A 14,267-nucleotide genomic window follows, 5' to 3' on the forward strand; every position below is an offset into this window, starting at 1 on the left:
TCGGTTCGTTCGGTGGGTAGGTCGGCGAGGGACGTGCGGCGTGTCCCGGGGTCGCGGCGGTGCCGCGCGCCGCGGTTCATGTCGTCGATTTGGGGTTCTGCCGGGCGTTGTCGAGCTGGCGCTGCAGATCGTCGATCTGCTGCTGCATCCGCTCAACTTGCGAAGCGTCCGCCGGCGCCTTTTCCACCCGTGCCTCGTCGTCCTGCCGCAGGTCCGAGGACTCGGCCTTGAGGATCTTGGCCGAACGGCCCAGCGATCGAGCCATGTCCGGCAGCTTCTTGCTGCCGAACAACAACACGATCACCACGCCGATGATCAGCAGTTCGGTCGCGCCCAGGTTTGCCATGCACCCACTTCCTCCGGTCGAACCCCGGCCGACGATACCCACGGGTCCCCCGCCGATCAGCCCTTCGCGACGATCGTCACATACTGTCCACTGCATACAGTCCGCCGTCCTGCTGGTCCGGCGGTGGGCCGTCCGAACCCCGTCGAGCGCTACGGGGCCGGGTCGGGAAGTCCGGCGGCGAAGGCGATGAAGCGGCGTTGGTGGTGGTCGACGGGGGCGGTGGCGAGCAGGGCCGTGATGCGCCGCTGCTGCGCGTCGGTCGGGCGCGAGTACATCGGCAGGTCGCGCTGCCGTCCCTGGCCGGCCAGCCGCGGGTCGGGGTCGCCGAGGAGTTCGAGATCGGCGATGACCGCCTCCCACCCGCCGCGGCGGCGGTGGATCCACCAGGCCCGGCGGCGCAGTTCCGGTTCCCCGGCCGCCTTCAGCGGGGCCAGGTCGGCGGGGGTCCACAACCCGGTGCCGCCGAGGAGGACCTCCCCCGCCAGCCGGGCCACGCGCGAGTGGTCACCGGCCACCAGCGCGAGCAACAACGGGACGTCCTCGGCGGTGGCACGGCCCCGCAGCAACGACAGGCCGGCTTTCCGCAGCGGGAGTTCGGCGCTGCGGACCAGGGCGACGACCTCCTGGCGTTCGACGGCGGCACCGGTCTCGGCGAGCCCCAGGTACGCGCGAGCGCGCACGACCGGCGTGGCGGTCGAGCGCGCGGACGCGGCGTAGACGACGGCCGGCTCGCGGCCCATCTCCTGCCAGCGGCGACGAGCCCACAGGCGGGTGAGCACCGAGGAGTCGAGCAGGAGGAGCTCCACGTCGGCCGGGTCCAGCTGCGCGGCCGTCAGCTTCACCAGGGCCGCGGTGCGGGCCTCGGCGGACCGGTCGCGGAGCAGCACCCCGGCGATGACGTCCGGGGGCGCCGAGCCGGCGACGACCTCGACGAGCCGCCGGCGGACCACGTGATCCCTCTCGGCGGGCAGCAGCTCCACCGCGTCCGGCAGCCCGAGCAGTCCGGAGTCGAAGCTGTGCCGGAAGGCCGTGCGCCGCAGGTCCCGGTCGGCGGAGCCGCGCAAGCGGGCCCACACGGTCGCATCACCGTGCTCGGCGACCAGGACGCGCAGGTACTGCGCCATGACCTCGGAGCCCCGGCCGCGCTGCTCGATGCGGTGCAACAGGGGCACGACGTGGTCGGCGTGGTCCAGCGTCCGCCGTCGCAGCACCTCGCGCACGGCCGCCTCGCGGATCACCCCGACGTGGTCGGTGACGCGGACTACCAGCGCGCGGTCGCTGATCGCGTCGCGGGAGGCGGCCAACGCCCGGACGGCGCGCTCGCGCAGGTACCCGTTCGGGTGCATGCAGGCCAGCACCGCGACGACGGGGAACGGACGCGCCAGGACCTCGTCCGTCCACCCCTGCGCCTGCCCCAGCGCCGGTCCTTCACAGCGGAACTGACGAGCGCCGTCGTCGATCCGCAGCAGCTCGCGTGCGGTCACCGAGGCGAGCCAGGACGCGGTCTCGTCCAGAACCGGCCGGTCGCCCCGCAGTGCCGCAGCGGCGGCCTCGGCCAGCCGGCTGCGGATCTGCGGCAGGGTCAGCACGCGGCGCCGCCCCCGGCCAGGAACGGGTGCGCTCCCCTGGCCCAGCCGAGGAGCCGCCGGCCCCCTCCGCGTTCCACCGTCCCGGCCGGGGTGAAGCGCTCGCCGTCGAGCACACGCAGCAGCCCTTCCGCCGCGGGCTCGAGCCGGGTGCCGCGCACCTCGTCCCTCAGCCACCGCGCGTGCGAGACCTGCACGGCGGGTTCGCAGAAGCTGAGCAGGAACAGGGCCTGGCGCCACGCGTACGCGGTGTTCTTCACCTGGATCAGCGCCGCGTGCAGGTGGTCCGCGCGCTGGGCCTGCCTGCGCACGATCCAGCCGAGCGTGCGCCGGGCCAGTTCCGGCGCGCGCTCGCGCACCTCGTCGGTCAGGTCCAGGGCGTCGACCAGCACGGCGAGGTTGTGCGTGGTCAGGATCTGGCTCTGTTCCAGCACCATGCCGTTGGCCGCGACGGAGCCGCCGGTGGTGCCCGCGCGCTGCCGGCACAACTCCGTGAAGTCCGCGGCTGTCTGCTTGCCCCAGCGCAGGAGCGTGCGCGGTGGCGCGGACCAGTCCGCGGGCAGGTCGTAGTAGTTCGCGTAGAGCGTGCCGGCCAGCAGGCGGCTCGCGACCGCGGCGGCGTCGCGCCACTTCGTGGTGAACGTGCCCGCGAAGATGTCCGCGGCCACTTCCTCCACGAGCGGCAGCTCCCGTTCCGCCTGCTTCGCCAGCGCCCTGATCTCGGTCACCAGCGGGTTCGGCAGCACCGCGTGCGGGAACGCGGTGAGCGCCAGCAGCGTGATCTGCCGCAGGGAGCGGAGCGCGGCGGTGGCGTTGTCCGCCTGGGGTGAGCTGAAGGACGCCAGTGCCTGGACCCAGGGCAGTTCGGTGAACCGCACCTGGTGCTCGAGGGTGAGCAGCAGCAGGCCGCGGCGGCGCCGGAACGCCGTGTAGGTCTGCTCGTACACCCCCGCCGCGGCCGGGTCGTCGATCGCCGCGCCGAGCAACCGCGAGGTGAGCTGCGGCAGCACGACCGCCAGCGTCTCCCCCGAGGTGATCACGCCGAGGTCCACCAACTCGTCCACCGGCGCCTCGAGCGCTCGCGCCGCCTTGTGCACCAGGCGGTCCGGCATCGCGGTGCCGCAAGGGATCTCGTCGGTCGTCTCCACTTCGGACACCGCGGCTGTCGCGACGTCGAGCGACGGCAGACCGCCATCGGCCGGGAACCGGTCGAGCCTGCCCGCGAGCACCTCCGCCAGCGCGGCGTTCGTCGGCGCCGTGACCGCCGTGACGTGGGTGGCGTGCCACGCGCCACGGTGTGCCGTCTGCGGGGCACCCCGGCGGCTCACCGTGTTCGCGATGGCACGGCGGATCCAGCCGACCTCCCGCGCGGTGAGCGCCTCACTGCCGTGAGGGCACGACTCCAGCGCGCGACGAAGCCGCGCGAAGTTGTTCTTCGGGTTGGTCTGCCTTCCCGAGGGTGCGACGGTGCGACACGTGTCGGCGAAGTCCGTGAGCCACTGCGCCCTGGCTTCCGCCCAGTCCGCGGGCCACGTGCGGCACGGCCAGCCGCCGTGCACGGCTCCGTCGTCGTCCAGGCGGGGCGTCTCACCGTCGACGGTGCGGCACCACAACGCCACCAGCCGGTCGTACAGCGGATCCCACACCGTCAGCGCTTCGCGCATCTTCGCGATCTGCGCGGGAACCCGCACGGCACGCAGGGACGCCGCGGCATCCCGCACCGCAACGACCCGCACGGCGGAGCCCGACGGCCGGGCGACCGGGTCGAAACGCGGCGTCAACCGCAGCCTGTGCAGCAGCGGCCGCAGCTCGGCGACCAGGTCGAGAGCCTGTTCCGGGAAGCCCCTGTCCAGCAGCAACGCCACCACGGCCAGCGCCGCGTCCTCCGGCACCTCGACCCGGAACCGCCCGGTGCGGACCGCGTCCAGCAGCTCGGCCTGACCGGCGTCGCCGAGGTACCACAGGTTGAGCCGTTCCCGGTCGGTGCTGCCCGGAACCTCGTCCGGCAGCGCGGCGACACGGGCGGCCTCGGCCTCGGACAGCGGCACCTCGGCCAGGTACCGGCCGGTCGCGAAGCCGCCGTGCGCGACCTCGAGCGTCACCCACGCCGGCGTGTCCGCGACCGGCGTGCGGGACCCGACCGAGAGCGTGCCGCCGGCCATCCCGCGGACGACGTCCTCCCAGTGCCGCACCTTCCGCAGTGCCCGCTCGCGGTCGGCGCCGGTGCTCGCGGAGCTCGCCGCGGCCAGCGCCTTCGCGAGCTGGCCGGTCGCGTACCCCGGCGAAGCGGTGCGATTCTGGTCGGACACGGCGAACTCCCCGGTTGAGCAGACATGGAGGCGGGAATCGAACCCGCGCCCTCCCCGTCCCAGCGGGGCGATCTACCACTGATCTACTCCATGAGGTGCGCGAATCGTAACCACCGCGCACGTCGGCCGCCCCTGATTTTGCCCAACGTCCACTCCGGCCGCAGGCCGAGCTGCTCGAGTTCGTTCTGCTCCACGAGGAACCGGACGCGGCTACCCGACGCTGGTCACGAGCGGTCCTTCCGGCCGCGCCGCCCGGAGCCGAAGAAGGAGAACCGCGGCCGGGCTGGACTCGGCGGACTCAACGGACTCGGCGGACCCGGCAGGGTGACCGAGCCGACGGCACCCAGCTGGATCACGGTGCCGGTGACGGTGCCGTTGAGGACGTTGGACACGTTCGTCGCCGCGGGACCGAAGAGCACCTGGGGCCAGAGAGTGTCGAGCAGGGCGGCGAAAGCGCCGCCACCGTCGTAGGCGGCCTTGAGGCCCTCCGCCAGTTCCCCCGCGAGGCGGATCGCGTCGGCCCCGTCTGCCGCGCGAGCCGCGTCCAGCACGTCGCCCAGGCCGGGCACCCCGCGGACCGCCTTCTCCAGCTGGGTCAGAGCCGCGGAATCCGGCTCCTCCCCGGAACCGATGAGCGCGGCGGCAACGGACAACATCCACATGTCCACCATGGTCAATCCCCCCAAGGGATACTGCGGCGCAGGTCGAACCGTCCGAGAACACTAACACCCGAGCGGTGCCGCACATGGTGATCCGTCGAACCTCCGGTGGATGCGCGGAAGTGACCGCGACGATCAGAGTTCGCCGCGGTCACACCGTCGCCGCGGGAGGGCACGTCACAAAGTCAGCGCCTCGTCGAGGTCCTCCTGCGTGCACCAGCCGACGGCGTCGTCCGGGTCGAGCTGCGCGACCTCGCAGAGCACGGCGGGAGGGTCCATCCGCCGCCATGTGCGGCGGCCGCTGAAGCGGGGGTAGATGACGAGATACCTGCCGTAGTCCCGGAATCCCCTCACACCAACGACCGCCCACACGCCGTCGGGCGCCGTCGGGTTCTTCTTGAGGTGCTGCTCGGTGACGCCGTACACCGGTTCACGGCACGTGCCCGCCGCCTCGTTGTCGGTGCGGTGGCACACGTAGTCCGCGTTGTTGTCCAGCAACCGCTTGACCTCGTACGGCAGCAGATGCTTCGCGTTGACACGGCGCCGTCCGCCTCCAGGACCCGTCGGCGTGGCCGGGGCCGGCGTGGCCGGGGCCGCGAACCAGCTCGACAACCAGGTGCCGACGCCCCCGGCGAACACCATCGGCCTGCTGGCACCGACCCACGCCCGGAACTCGTCGAACGCGTGCTGGGGGAACACCGGGAACTGCTGGCGGATCAGCACGATCGACTGGTGCCGGCGCGCCGTGCGCCACACGGTGTCGAGCACGGTCCGGCGCACGGCGAGGCGGCTCGCGGCGGGGATGAGGGCGGTCATGCCTCGCCCCAACCGGGCTCGGCCATCGCGGCGAAGGCCTCGTCGACATCGGCGGCGACCCACGCCGCCAACTCGTCCTTGCTGACACCCTTCAAATCAGGGTCAGCGGCGAGCGCGGCCTTGAGCTCCTTCTCCAGGTTGGCGAGCACCGCCTTGGCGAACTCCTCCTTCGACGGCAGCGCGGCGCGGAACTCCTCGCGCTCCTCGGTCTGCGCTGCGGTCGACTGCTTGGCCGGATCTGCTTTGGTGGCCTCGACCTTCGCGGTCGCGGCCACCGGTTTCTTCAGCTCCATCGGACATCCCTCGGTCGGCGGGCGGAGTGTCACCCGGCAGTCGTCCCGAAGGTTTGCGCCGTTACCCAGTCGAGGGGGTCCCACCCGTTCAGCTCAGGTGGTGAACGAATAACGCCGTGATGCCAAGCGAATGTTCATTGGTCGCAGGACGCGTCAGAATGCGGTGCGGGTGTCGCTTCGTGGGTCTCCGTGCACGACATGGGGTTCGTAGAGACTTGCTCCCGCGGTGCGTCGCCAGGGCCGTGCCAGCCTGAGAGCGATCTCGATGCCGGGCGCGTCGCGATCGAGTTCCGCGACGGCGAGGCCAGGCCGTCCATCGCCGGTGCCCCGTCCGACCCAACTCCCGCCAGGCGCGACGATGCCGGCCGGCGCCGTCGCGCTGAACTGAGCCGGGACGGAGTAGCCGACCCAGTAGTTGTAGAGCGTGCCGTACGCCTGGGCCACGACCGACCGCGGTGCATCGTCCACCATCACCGATGCCAGCACGCAGTCGACGTCCAGACGTTCGTACTCGGCGAGCAGTTCGGGGAAGTTGAGCTCGATGCAGAGCACGCACCCGAACCGGAACCCGTCGACCTCGAACACCAGCGGCGCCACTCCCGGCGCGTACAGGTAGCTGATCTCGGTGTGCGACAGGTATCGCTTGTCGTAGCGCCCGACCAGTTCACCCCGATCGGAGACCACGTACAGGCTGTTGTGCGGGCGGTTGGCCCCGGACAGCCGGTGGATCGAGCCGAACACCGTCCAGAGGCCGAGCTCACCGGCGAGGCCCGCGACGGCCTCGGCCTCCTCCCGCAAGACGTCCCACGCGACACGCGACCAGTCCGCCTCGGCCAACTCCCCCGCGCCGCCGCTGGACACCGCGTACTTGCTGGGATACGTGATCGCACCCTCCGGGAACTGCACGAGCCGGGCACCCGCGGCACTCGCCTGCCTCATCAGCGCACGGATCTCCGCTCCGCTCGCACGAAGAGCGTCCCGATCCGCCGGGTCCTCGGGCACCGTGCTCTGCGCGACCGCCAGACGCAGCGTTTGATTCATTCGAGCAGCTTGTCAGGCCCGAACCGGTAGGTCTCGTGTTCCCGTCCGGCGACGCGCGCCGCGCCGTTGAACGCCAGCCCCGCTCAACGATGTCCCGGCACTCCATTGCCCGTGGCACTCGACCAGACCGGTAGCGCCGCTCTGTGACCTAGGCGGCCTTCGCGAGCACGGCGACGTCCTAGGCTGATCGCATGGCGAACGGTGCTGGGCGACTGTCCGATGACGATTTGGCACTGTTCGGCCGGTTGCTCGGGCGGTATTGCGAATTCGACCTCGACCAGTTCGACAACTGGATCGTGGCCACATCGCACGGCGATGTCTTCGTCACCCTCACCCGTCAAGATCCTCCAGAGGACCACATGACGGCCTACCGCCGCATACCGACCTGAGGGCCGCACGCGACCACACCGGTGTGCACAGGCGCGGACAATGTTCGTCGGCCGAACAACCGCCTCTGCCGGTGAGCGTGCCTGTCGTGGCAGTACCGGTGCTGGACAGGCTGCATGAAAACCTGGTGCGTTGGGGCTGTGGACCGGCAATGATCAAGGTCGTGGGCATGGTCGCGTGGGTTGTGGAAGATCTCAACGAAGCCCTGAACGAGGCTACGGTGGCTGGACTTCGCCTGAGGCCGGACGGAAGCGTCGTGATACTGCTCCACGTGCTTGCGCTGCCCGAGCACGGTCCAGTCGACCCGGACACGCGCAGGGCCTTGATCCTGTCTGGGACGTCAACGGTCCGAGTGCTGCTGCGCCGCGAGCGAGCAGCCGAAAGTCCTCGGTACGGGCCCGCGATCCCACTGGGTGACTTCGATGCGGTCGAGAAGTTCTTTGCCTCGATCACTGTGTCGGGGGCGATGTACGGCTGGGAGTTCCTCGACAACCCCGGCCTGACCAACGACTGGCCCTCGATGATCAGTCTGGAGCACAACCAGGAACTGACTGCGGCAGCGCACTCGCTCTACTGGTTCAATGAGTGCGGTCTTCCCGCACCCCACGGCTACTTGTCCCACTGCATCGAAGGTGTCGTCGACTTCATGGAGTTGGCCGTCGAACGCTTCGACGGCACCCCGGTCCCCGTGGAGGAGTTCATCGCGGCCGGGACACGTTGGTGGAGTGCGTTCTCCAGCGGTGACCCCCGGGTCTCCGTCGAGGCCCAACGCGCGCAAGATCCTCCGCTATCGTGGCGGCCATTCCCATAGCGCCACGCCAGCAATCAAACCGCCCGCCGGGTCAACGCACTCTTCTGCCGCTGCTCACGTCACTTCGAGCACGCTCTTGCCGATGAGCGGAGGTGGCGAGTGCGACAGTGACGTCAAGCAGCCAGAGGCCTTATGTGGAATCTGAGCTGGCTACATTGCCAGTTCATGATCACAGTGCGCTGGGAGCGCTATCCCTTGGTAGAACAGCACTCTGACGCTCACCGATGGCTGCAGTTTATTGCGAACATCGGCCGAGCCTGGAACACCGTGGACGCCTACGGACGTGCGGTGGACGACCATCTCGCGTTTTGCCTGACGATCGGAGTGACTCCTGAGGAAGCACGGCCGGATGCCGTCGCGGCATGGATCGGCGAGATGCACCAGCGGCCCAACCCGAGCGGCGGCGTGGGACTGGCGAACTCGACAATTCAGGTGCGGATCGTGGAAGTTCGGTCGTTCTACGACTTCCTTGTCGGGGAGGGTATTCGGGAACGCAATCCCGTTTGCCGTGGACAGTCCAGCCGCCGTGGCGGCCGAGCCAAGCAGGGTCTGGTGTGGCGGGTGGAGAAGGCGCCGTGGATTCCCAACGAGCGCGCGTGGGACCGCATCTTGCGGACGTGCGAGAACGAGCCGGTGCGCAACCGGCTGATGGTGACCTTCGCTTACGACGGCGCACTGCGTCGCGAGGAACTGCGCGCTCAGATCGGGCCGGACCCGCGGATCATCGACGAGGTTTCCTGGGCCAAACTGATGGCCGCCGGACCCACGCTCAACGGTGAGGAACTCAACGAATACGGCTCCCCACGAGCGAAAGCCGCCGCCGAAAGCCGACGGTTGTACTACCCGATCGCGATGGTCCGCGCGTTGGTCGGCGTGTGGCTGTTCACCGGATGTCGAATCGACGAGATCCGTCGGCTGGACATCGACTGCATCGACCGGGACGAGGGCGCGACGAGAAGACCGGCGAGACCTTCCCGATCTGTCTACTGCGCGTACCACAGAACAAGACCTGGCGACAGTTCTCCAAACCGGTCGACCCGATCGTCGGCCAGCTCATCGACGCCTGGAAGCACGTCCGGCCACCGCAACCCAAGATCGTCGACCGCAAGACCGGCGAGCACCTCGAATTCCTGTTCTGCGTCCGCGATGAAAAGATCGGCCGGGCCTACCGCAACGACACCGTGCTACCCGCGCTTTACCGCAAGGCCGGCATCCCCGAATCCGACTCCCGCGGAGCACTGACCAGCCACCGCGCCCGGTCCACCATCGCCACTCAACTGCTCAACGCACCGCCCGTAACTTCCGCACCATACAGGTGCTCACCGACCGCGAACCCATCCTGTCCGGCGCGGCGACAGGCGGCGAGAAACCGTGGAAGTACTACCACCTCGGCGACGGGTACTGCACCTACGACTTCTTAGCCAAGTGCCCGCATCGCCTTGCCTGCGCTCGCTGCCGTTCCAACTCCCCAAGGAATCCAGCGCCGGGCGCCCTGCTCGAAGTCGAAGACGGCGTCGACCAGATGCTCGAACGCCTTACCCTCACCGACGACGAGCGCACCGCCCTCGAAGGAGATGACGGCGGTTCAGGACAGCATCACATGAGGGCAGCCATGACGGTTCAGCGACTCATCGACCGTTGCTGCTTGCCGGCACCGCCGTCACCACGGTGTCCCACCAATGCTCGCAGGCCCGCTGTCGACCACGATCAGCTTGTCACCCGAGAAGTCGTCCACGTCGGGGCTCAACCACGACTCACCCCGCCGAGCACGATGGAACCTGAATGTGCCGTTCGTACTGTTCACGCCCACAATGCACCGCACCGCGACAGGCTCAGGCAGCGCACGGACGAGCCGCACGACCTCCAAGGCAAAGCCCAACCCGTGGCGCAGCATCACCACCTGGTCCACCTCACTGATCACAGGCTCGTCCTCCAGCGATCCGACCTCGACGGGCACTACATCGTCCAGGTGGAAGCTGCTCGTGGCGCACTCCCATGCGGTCAGATCCGGTGCGTCCGAGCGGGGCGCCTGGACGCGGGCGGCATGCCGGGCGAAGGCCAAAGCCGAGCCGTGCCGAACGATGCCTTCGGCGACCAACTTGCGCAGTTCTGGTGCCAACTCTGTCGCTGGCACCGCGCACGCCAGCCCTGCCTGCCCCAGAGCTTCGATCGCCACCTCGTTCATCCGAATGTTGAGCACGGAGCAGAGCCTGTCAGGACCAGGCCAACGGACGCACGCGAATACAGGGCTGCGGCTGATCGTTACCGGATATTCGCAACAACTTGCCGGTATCCACCCCGAGTACGGGCCTATGGCTGTTCGTCGCGACGCGGCTGAATGTGAGCACTGCGTTCGTTCGCCTCGGCGCAGAATCATCTCTCATGGATCCGATCTCATACCGGCCCGCCCGGCCCACCGACCTGCCCGCCATCCTGCAGGGCGAGCGGAGCTACATGGAGGACGTCGAACCCGAGTCGCTGGACGCGTGGACCGCCGCGCTGGACGCGAACCTGCGGTTGTGGGTGGACCACCTCGACCGCACGGTCGTCGCCGAGACCGGTGACGACCTGGCCGGGTATGCGATGTGGCAGCCGGACGGCGCGGCCGCCACGCTGATCACCCTCCACGTCGTCCCGAGACTGCGGCGCCGCGGGCTGGGCCACCGGCTGCTGGAGCGCTTCGCCGACGACGCCCGCGCGGCCGGGCACACCGCGCTCAACCTCGGTGTGCACGAACGCAACCCGGCCCGCTTCCTCTACCCGGCGGCCGGGTACGCACAGACCGGGGTGGATGGCGAGTACCTGCTCTACACCCGCGCCGCCGATTAGCGCACCACCGGGGCCAGCGCACCGGAAAGCCGACGCGCTGCGGTGGCGCGTCATCGGTGAGGCCCCCGGTGTTCCTCCGTGATCGCTTGCGGCTCGCTAAAGTCGATGAGAGCCGACGACTCGGGGGCGACTGTGGGCAGGCTGGCCATCATCGGAGACGTGGGCGGGCACGCGGAGCAGCTGCGGTGGGCACTGGATCGACTGGGCGTCAATGGCGAAGGGCTGCCTGCCGACCTGATCGTGGTCCAGGTCGGGGATCTCGTCGATCGCGGCCCGGACAGCAGCGGAGTGCTGGACATCGTGGCGCAGCTGCTGGCGCAGCAACCCCGGCAGTGGATTCAGCTGACCGGCAACCACGAAGCGCAGTACCTGCCAGGCGGCTCCGGGTTCTGGCCCGACCCGATCATCAGTACCGATGTGCATCGGCTGCGGGAATGGTGGGCCAGCGGCCACATGCGGGTCGCCGCGGCCATACGCATGCCCGACGGCGAGGAATCGCTGCTCACGCATGCCGGACTGACCCTGACCAGTTGGCGGGCGTTGGGTGAGCCCGGTTCGGCGACGCTGGCCGCGGAGTTGCTCGACGAGCGGCCGGAGCTGATCTGGAAGACCGGTGACCACACCCGCGACGAGCAAGCCGGTCCGCTGTGGGCAGAGTCTGGCGCCGCGCTGCACGAACCGTGGATGGCCTATCACGGCATGGTGCCGTTCGGCCAGATCCACGGACACTCGGCGCTGGTGGACTTCACCGAACAACGCTGGCGGTGTACGGGCCGAATCCGCCAGCGGTCCGAAGTCGACTGGCGTGCGCGCCACGTGCGGGTCCGCGTCAATGGACGAGTGTTCGTCGGTGTCGATCCCTGCCACGGCCGCACCGGCGCCGCGCAGTGGGAACCCTTGGTCCTCCAAGACGCCGAACTGCTCAGCGCCGCACCCACCGTTCCCTAGCCTTTTTCCACCCCGATCAGCGGGCGCGCAGGCCACTTCCCACGGTCTCGAGCACCGCCAGGTCGCGCACCGCGTACCGGTGGTGCTCGGCTTCTTCCTTCAGCACAACCTTGAGACAGCGGCGCACGACGTACTCCTGCTCGGGATACATGTCCGCCGGCTTGCGGCCGCACACCCGGTCGAGCTCGGCCGCGGTGAGTCCGTCCACGGCACGCCGCATCGCGGCCATGCGGGCGAGCCGCGGCGCCAGCACCTCCTCGATCGTCGGGGCGGCTTCGAGAGTGAGGCCGAGCTTCGCCGCCTCCTCCGGCGGCGTCCCTCCGGCGGGCAAGCCCCACGGGTGGTAGGGCGCTTCCTCTTCTAGCACGGCGTTGCCGAGCCAGGCATCGCAGGCGAACAGCAGATGCCGTTGCGTCTCCACGAACGACCACTCGCCGCCGACCTGCTCGTGCAGTGCGGCCTCGGGCAACTGCCTCGCCCGCTCTAGCGTCGCGTCCCACAGGGTCTCGATGGCGTCCCACGCAGCCCGGTAGTCCTCGGGGGAAGCCGCTTCCCGCGCCAGCACGCGGGCGGGGTGCCGGCGGTCGAGCTCGGCCTCGACGTAGGCGGTCACGTCGACGTCGTTGACGACGAGTCGCTCGAAGAAGCCACCGAGGTAGACGTCGCTGCCGTAGCAGTCGACGATCTTCAGACCGGTCACCTCGCAGTCGCGGATCTCGAGACCATCGAGGTTGCTCAGGTGGATGCGAGCGCCGCGGAACTGGTCGCTCTGGACGTATTCGGAAACCATCGGAGCAGTCTCGCTCAGTCACCACGCCCGCACCAGGTTCGGCCACGGTGGCGTGTACCGTGCCCCGATGCCCACGATCGAACGCCTTCGGCTGGACCACGCCGCAGCCGTGCTCGCGTTCGAGCAGCAGAACCGCGCCTACTTCGCGGCATCGGTGCCCGACCGGGGCGACGACTACTTCACCGAGTTCCAGCAACGGTTTCACGGTCTGCTCGCGGAGCAGGAGACCGGCGTGTGCCACTTTCACGTGGTGATCGGCGAGGGCGGCGAGGTGCTGGGCCGGGTGAACCTGGTCGACGTGGCCGAGGGTTCCGCCGAGCTGGGGTTCCGGGTCGCGGAGAAGGTTGCGGGCCGGGGGCTGGCCACTGCGGCTGTGGGCCAGGTGTGCGCGATGGCGGCGCGGGACCACGGGCTGTGGGCGGACGCGGCGGACGGCAACGCTGGTTCCCGGGCGGTGCTCGGCCGCGCCGGGTTCGTCCCGACCGGCGAGGAGGTCCTCCTGGCGGACCGCCCCGGGCATCGTTACGTGCTGTCGCTGGAAGGGGCCTTGAGCGGCCGGTCGGCATCGTCCTTTCTGGACGTGCGACAGACTTGCCAGCATGAACCAGACCAGCCGGGAGTTCACGCGGTTGCGGGCCGCCATCGAGCAGCGGTTGCCGGACACCGCGCCGTTTCGGGCCGGCGCGTCCGACGACGACCTCGAACGGCTCGCCGCCGCCACCGGGCTCGTCCTTCCCGACGAGCTGTGTGCGCTGCTGCGCACGTCGGGCGGGCAGGACGATCCCAGCCAGTTGTACGGCCCGCTCAACTACCACCACTTCCTGACCGTCGACGAGATCATCGAGATGCACGGCATGCTCACGGAGGTGGTCGGCTACATGGCCACGCCCGTCGAGCAGCCCGCCTTCTACCGGTGGACCGTGTGGTCGCCGCGCTGGCTGCCTTTCCTCGCGTTCCAGGGCGACTGCTACCTCCTCGACCTCGATCCCGGCGAGCGCGGCACGCTCGGGCAGGTCGTGTGCCGTCCCAACGTGCCCGACCTGGACGATCCCGTGGCGCCGTCGCTCACCGCGTTCCTCGCCCTCGCCGCCGACCTCGTCGAAAGCGGCCGGGCCCGTCTCGAGGAGAGCACGCTGGTCCTCCTCGACCTGTGAGCAACCGGGTCACCCGACGGCCGGTGATGCTCGGGCGCAGTGCGGTCAGGGCGGCGCGGACGAACGCGGCGAGAAGTGAGCGGGACCGTGGACGACTCGACCACCACCGCGCCGGCGGGCTCGCAAGGCTGAGGTTCGGCGTCCACTCGGGACAGCAGTGCGCGTCCTTCGCCGAGGGCCTGGAGCTGTGGCAGCTCGCCGAGGAGCCGAGGTACGACTGGTGCTCGCTGGTCGAGGTCCGCACGCCCGGCCGGGATCGGGGTGTGGGAACGGGGCCTGACCAGCAGCGGTCAGGCCC

16 protein-coding genes, 1 tRNA gene and 1 pseudogene are annotated in these 14,267 nt (G+C 69.7%); 8 read left to right on the forward strand and 10 right to left on the reverse strand.

The window, feature by feature from the left end; genetic code table 11:
• Positions 1 to 76: 76 nt before the first annotated feature.
• The 8 genes from tatA to ACFWGZ_RS16135 form a co-directional block, all read right to left on the reverse strand.
• On the reverse strand, positions 77 to 346 hold the full coding sequence (gene tatA, locus ACFWGZ_RS16100; protein WP_382452281.1) for a Sec-independent protein translocase subunit TatA: 270 nt from the start codon (positions 344 to 346) through the stop codon (positions 77 to 79).
• A 149-nt stretch (positions 347 to 495) separates the two neighbouring features.
• The gene (locus ACFWGZ_RS16105; RefSeq protein WP_382452282.1) at positions 496 to 1,935 is read right to left on the reverse strand and encodes a hypothetical protein; all 1,440 of its coding nucleotides are present in this window, start codon (positions 1,933 to 1,935) and stop codon (positions 496 to 498) included.
• Entirely contained in the window at positions 1,929 to 4,241 is a 2,313-nt protein-coding gene (locus tag ACFWGZ_RS16110; RefSeq protein ID WP_382452283.1) for a hypothetical protein, read from the reverse strand. The genes ACFWGZ_RS16105 and ACFWGZ_RS16110 overlap by 7 nt, the downstream gene beginning before the upstream one ends.
• 22 nt (positions 4,242 to 4,263) lie before the next feature.
• Positions 4,264 to 4,334: transfer RNA gene (locus ACFWGZ_RS16115), tRNA-Pro, on the reverse strand.
• A gap of 131 nt (positions 4,335 to 4,465) precedes the next feature.
• Positions 4,466 to 4,912 carry a hypothetical protein gene (locus ACFWGZ_RS16120; RefSeq protein ID WP_382452284.1) on the reverse strand — a complete coding sequence of 149 codons (447 nt, stop codon included), beginning with the start codon at positions 4,910 to 4,912 and terminating at the stop codon, positions 4,466 to 4,468.
• Positions 4,913 to 5,077: 165 nt separating this feature from the next.
• Positions 5,078 to 5,716 carry a hypothetical protein gene (locus ACFWGZ_RS16125; protein WP_382452285.1) on the reverse strand — a complete coding sequence of 213 codons (639 nt, stop codon included), beginning with the start codon at positions 5,714 to 5,716 and terminating at the stop codon, positions 5,078 to 5,080.
• On the reverse strand, positions 5,713 to 6,009 hold the full coding sequence (locus tag ACFWGZ_RS16130) for a hypothetical protein (RefSeq protein ID WP_382452286.1): 297 nt from the start codon (positions 6,007 to 6,009) through the stop codon (positions 5,713 to 5,715). Before ACFWGZ_RS16130 ends, ACFWGZ_RS16125 begins: the two co-directional genes overlap by 4 nt.
• Before the next feature lie 153 nt (positions 6,010 to 6,162).
• Positions 6,163 to 7,050 carry a carbon-nitrogen hydrolase family protein gene (locus tag ACFWGZ_RS16135; RefSeq protein ID WP_382452287.1) on the reverse strand — a complete coding sequence of 296 codons (888 nt, stop codon included), beginning with the start codon at positions 7,048 to 7,050 and terminating at the stop codon, positions 6,163 to 6,165.
• 191 nt (positions 7,051 to 7,241) lie between these two features.
• Between ACFWGZ_RS16135 and ACFWGZ_RS16140 the strand changes: the two genes are divergently transcribed.
• From ACFWGZ_RS16140 to ACFWGZ_RS16150, 3 genes are all read left to right on the forward strand, one after another.
• On the forward strand, positions 7,242 to 7,439 hold the full coding sequence (locus ACFWGZ_RS16140; RefSeq protein ID WP_382452288.1) for a hypothetical protein: 198 nt from the start codon (positions 7,242 to 7,244) through the stop codon (positions 7,437 to 7,439).
• 149 nt (positions 7,440 to 7,588) lie between these two features.
• Positions 7,589 to 8,248: a hypothetical protein gene (locus tag ACFWGZ_RS16145; RefSeq protein WP_382452289.1), complete on the forward strand. Its 660-nt coding sequence runs from the start codon at positions 7,589 to 7,591 to the stop codon at positions 8,246 to 8,248.
• 165 nt (positions 8,249 to 8,413) lie between these two features.
• Positions 8,414 to 9,490: a tyrosine-type recombinase/integrase gene (locus ACFWGZ_RS16150; protein ID WP_382452290.1), complete on the forward strand. Its 1,077-nt coding sequence runs from the start codon at positions 8,414 to 8,416 to the stop codon at positions 9,488 to 9,490.
• A gap of 418 nt (positions 9,491 to 9,908) precedes the next feature.
• On the opposite strand, the gene ACFWGZ_RS16155 is transcribed toward ACFWGZ_RS16150, so the two are convergent.
• Positions 9,909 to 10,448 carry a hypothetical protein gene (locus ACFWGZ_RS16155; RefSeq protein ID WP_382452291.1) on the reverse strand — a complete coding sequence of 180 codons (540 nt, stop codon included), beginning with the start codon at positions 10,446 to 10,448 and terminating at the stop codon, positions 9,909 to 9,911.
• A gap of 182 nt (positions 10,449 to 10,630) precedes the next feature.
• Here ACFWGZ_RS16155 and ACFWGZ_RS16160 point away from each other — a divergent pair, with 182 nt between their 5' ends.
• Both ACFWGZ_RS16160 and ACFWGZ_RS16165 read left to right on the forward strand, forming a co-directional pair.
• On the forward strand, positions 10,631 to 11,077 hold the full coding sequence (locus tag ACFWGZ_RS16160) for a GNAT family N-acetyltransferase (protein WP_382452292.1): 447 nt from the start codon (positions 10,631 to 10,633) through the stop codon (positions 11,075 to 11,077).
• A 105-nt stretch (positions 11,078 to 11,182) separates the two neighbouring features.
• Positions 11,183 to 12,025 (forward strand): metallophosphoesterase, encoded by an 843-nt coding sequence (locus tag ACFWGZ_RS16165; protein WP_382452293.1) that lies wholly within the window; start codon positions 11,183 to 11,185, stop codon positions 12,023 to 12,025.
• Positions 12,026 to 12,041: 16 nt separating this feature from the next.
• Here the strand turns inward: ACFWGZ_RS16165 and ACFWGZ_RS16170 are convergent, their stop codons facing one another.
• Positions 12,042 to 12,815 carry a DinB family protein gene (locus ACFWGZ_RS16170; RefSeq protein WP_382452294.1) on the reverse strand — a complete coding sequence of 258 codons (774 nt, stop codon included), beginning with the start codon at positions 12,813 to 12,815 and terminating at the stop codon, positions 12,042 to 12,044.
• A gap of 67 nt (positions 12,816 to 12,882) precedes the next feature.
• Here ACFWGZ_RS16170 and ACFWGZ_RS16175 point away from each other — a divergent pair.
• From ACFWGZ_RS16175 to ACFWGZ_RS16185, 3 genes and pseudogenes are all read left to right on the forward strand, one after another.
• Positions 12,883 to 13,281, forward strand: a pseudogene (locus tag ACFWGZ_RS16175) (GNAT family N-acetyltransferase); the annotation flags it as partial.
• Positions 13,282 to 13,414: 133 nt separating this feature from the next.
• Positions 13,415 to 13,969 (forward strand): SMI1/KNR4 family protein, encoded by a 555-nt coding sequence (locus tag ACFWGZ_RS16180; RefSeq protein WP_382452295.1) that lies wholly within the window; start codon positions 13,415 to 13,417, stop codon positions 13,967 to 13,969.
• Positions 13,966 to 14,267, forward strand: a 302-nt coding sequence (locus ACFWGZ_RS16185; protein ID WP_382452296.1) for a hypothetical protein, incomplete at its 3' end; no start/stop codon positions are given. The genes ACFWGZ_RS16180 and ACFWGZ_RS16185, both read left to right, overlap by 4 nt.

This window comes from Lentzea sp. NPDC060358 (assembly GCF_042725365.1).
Lineage (GTDB): Bacteria > Actinomycetota > Actinomycetes > Mycobacteriales > Pseudonocardiaceae > Lentzea.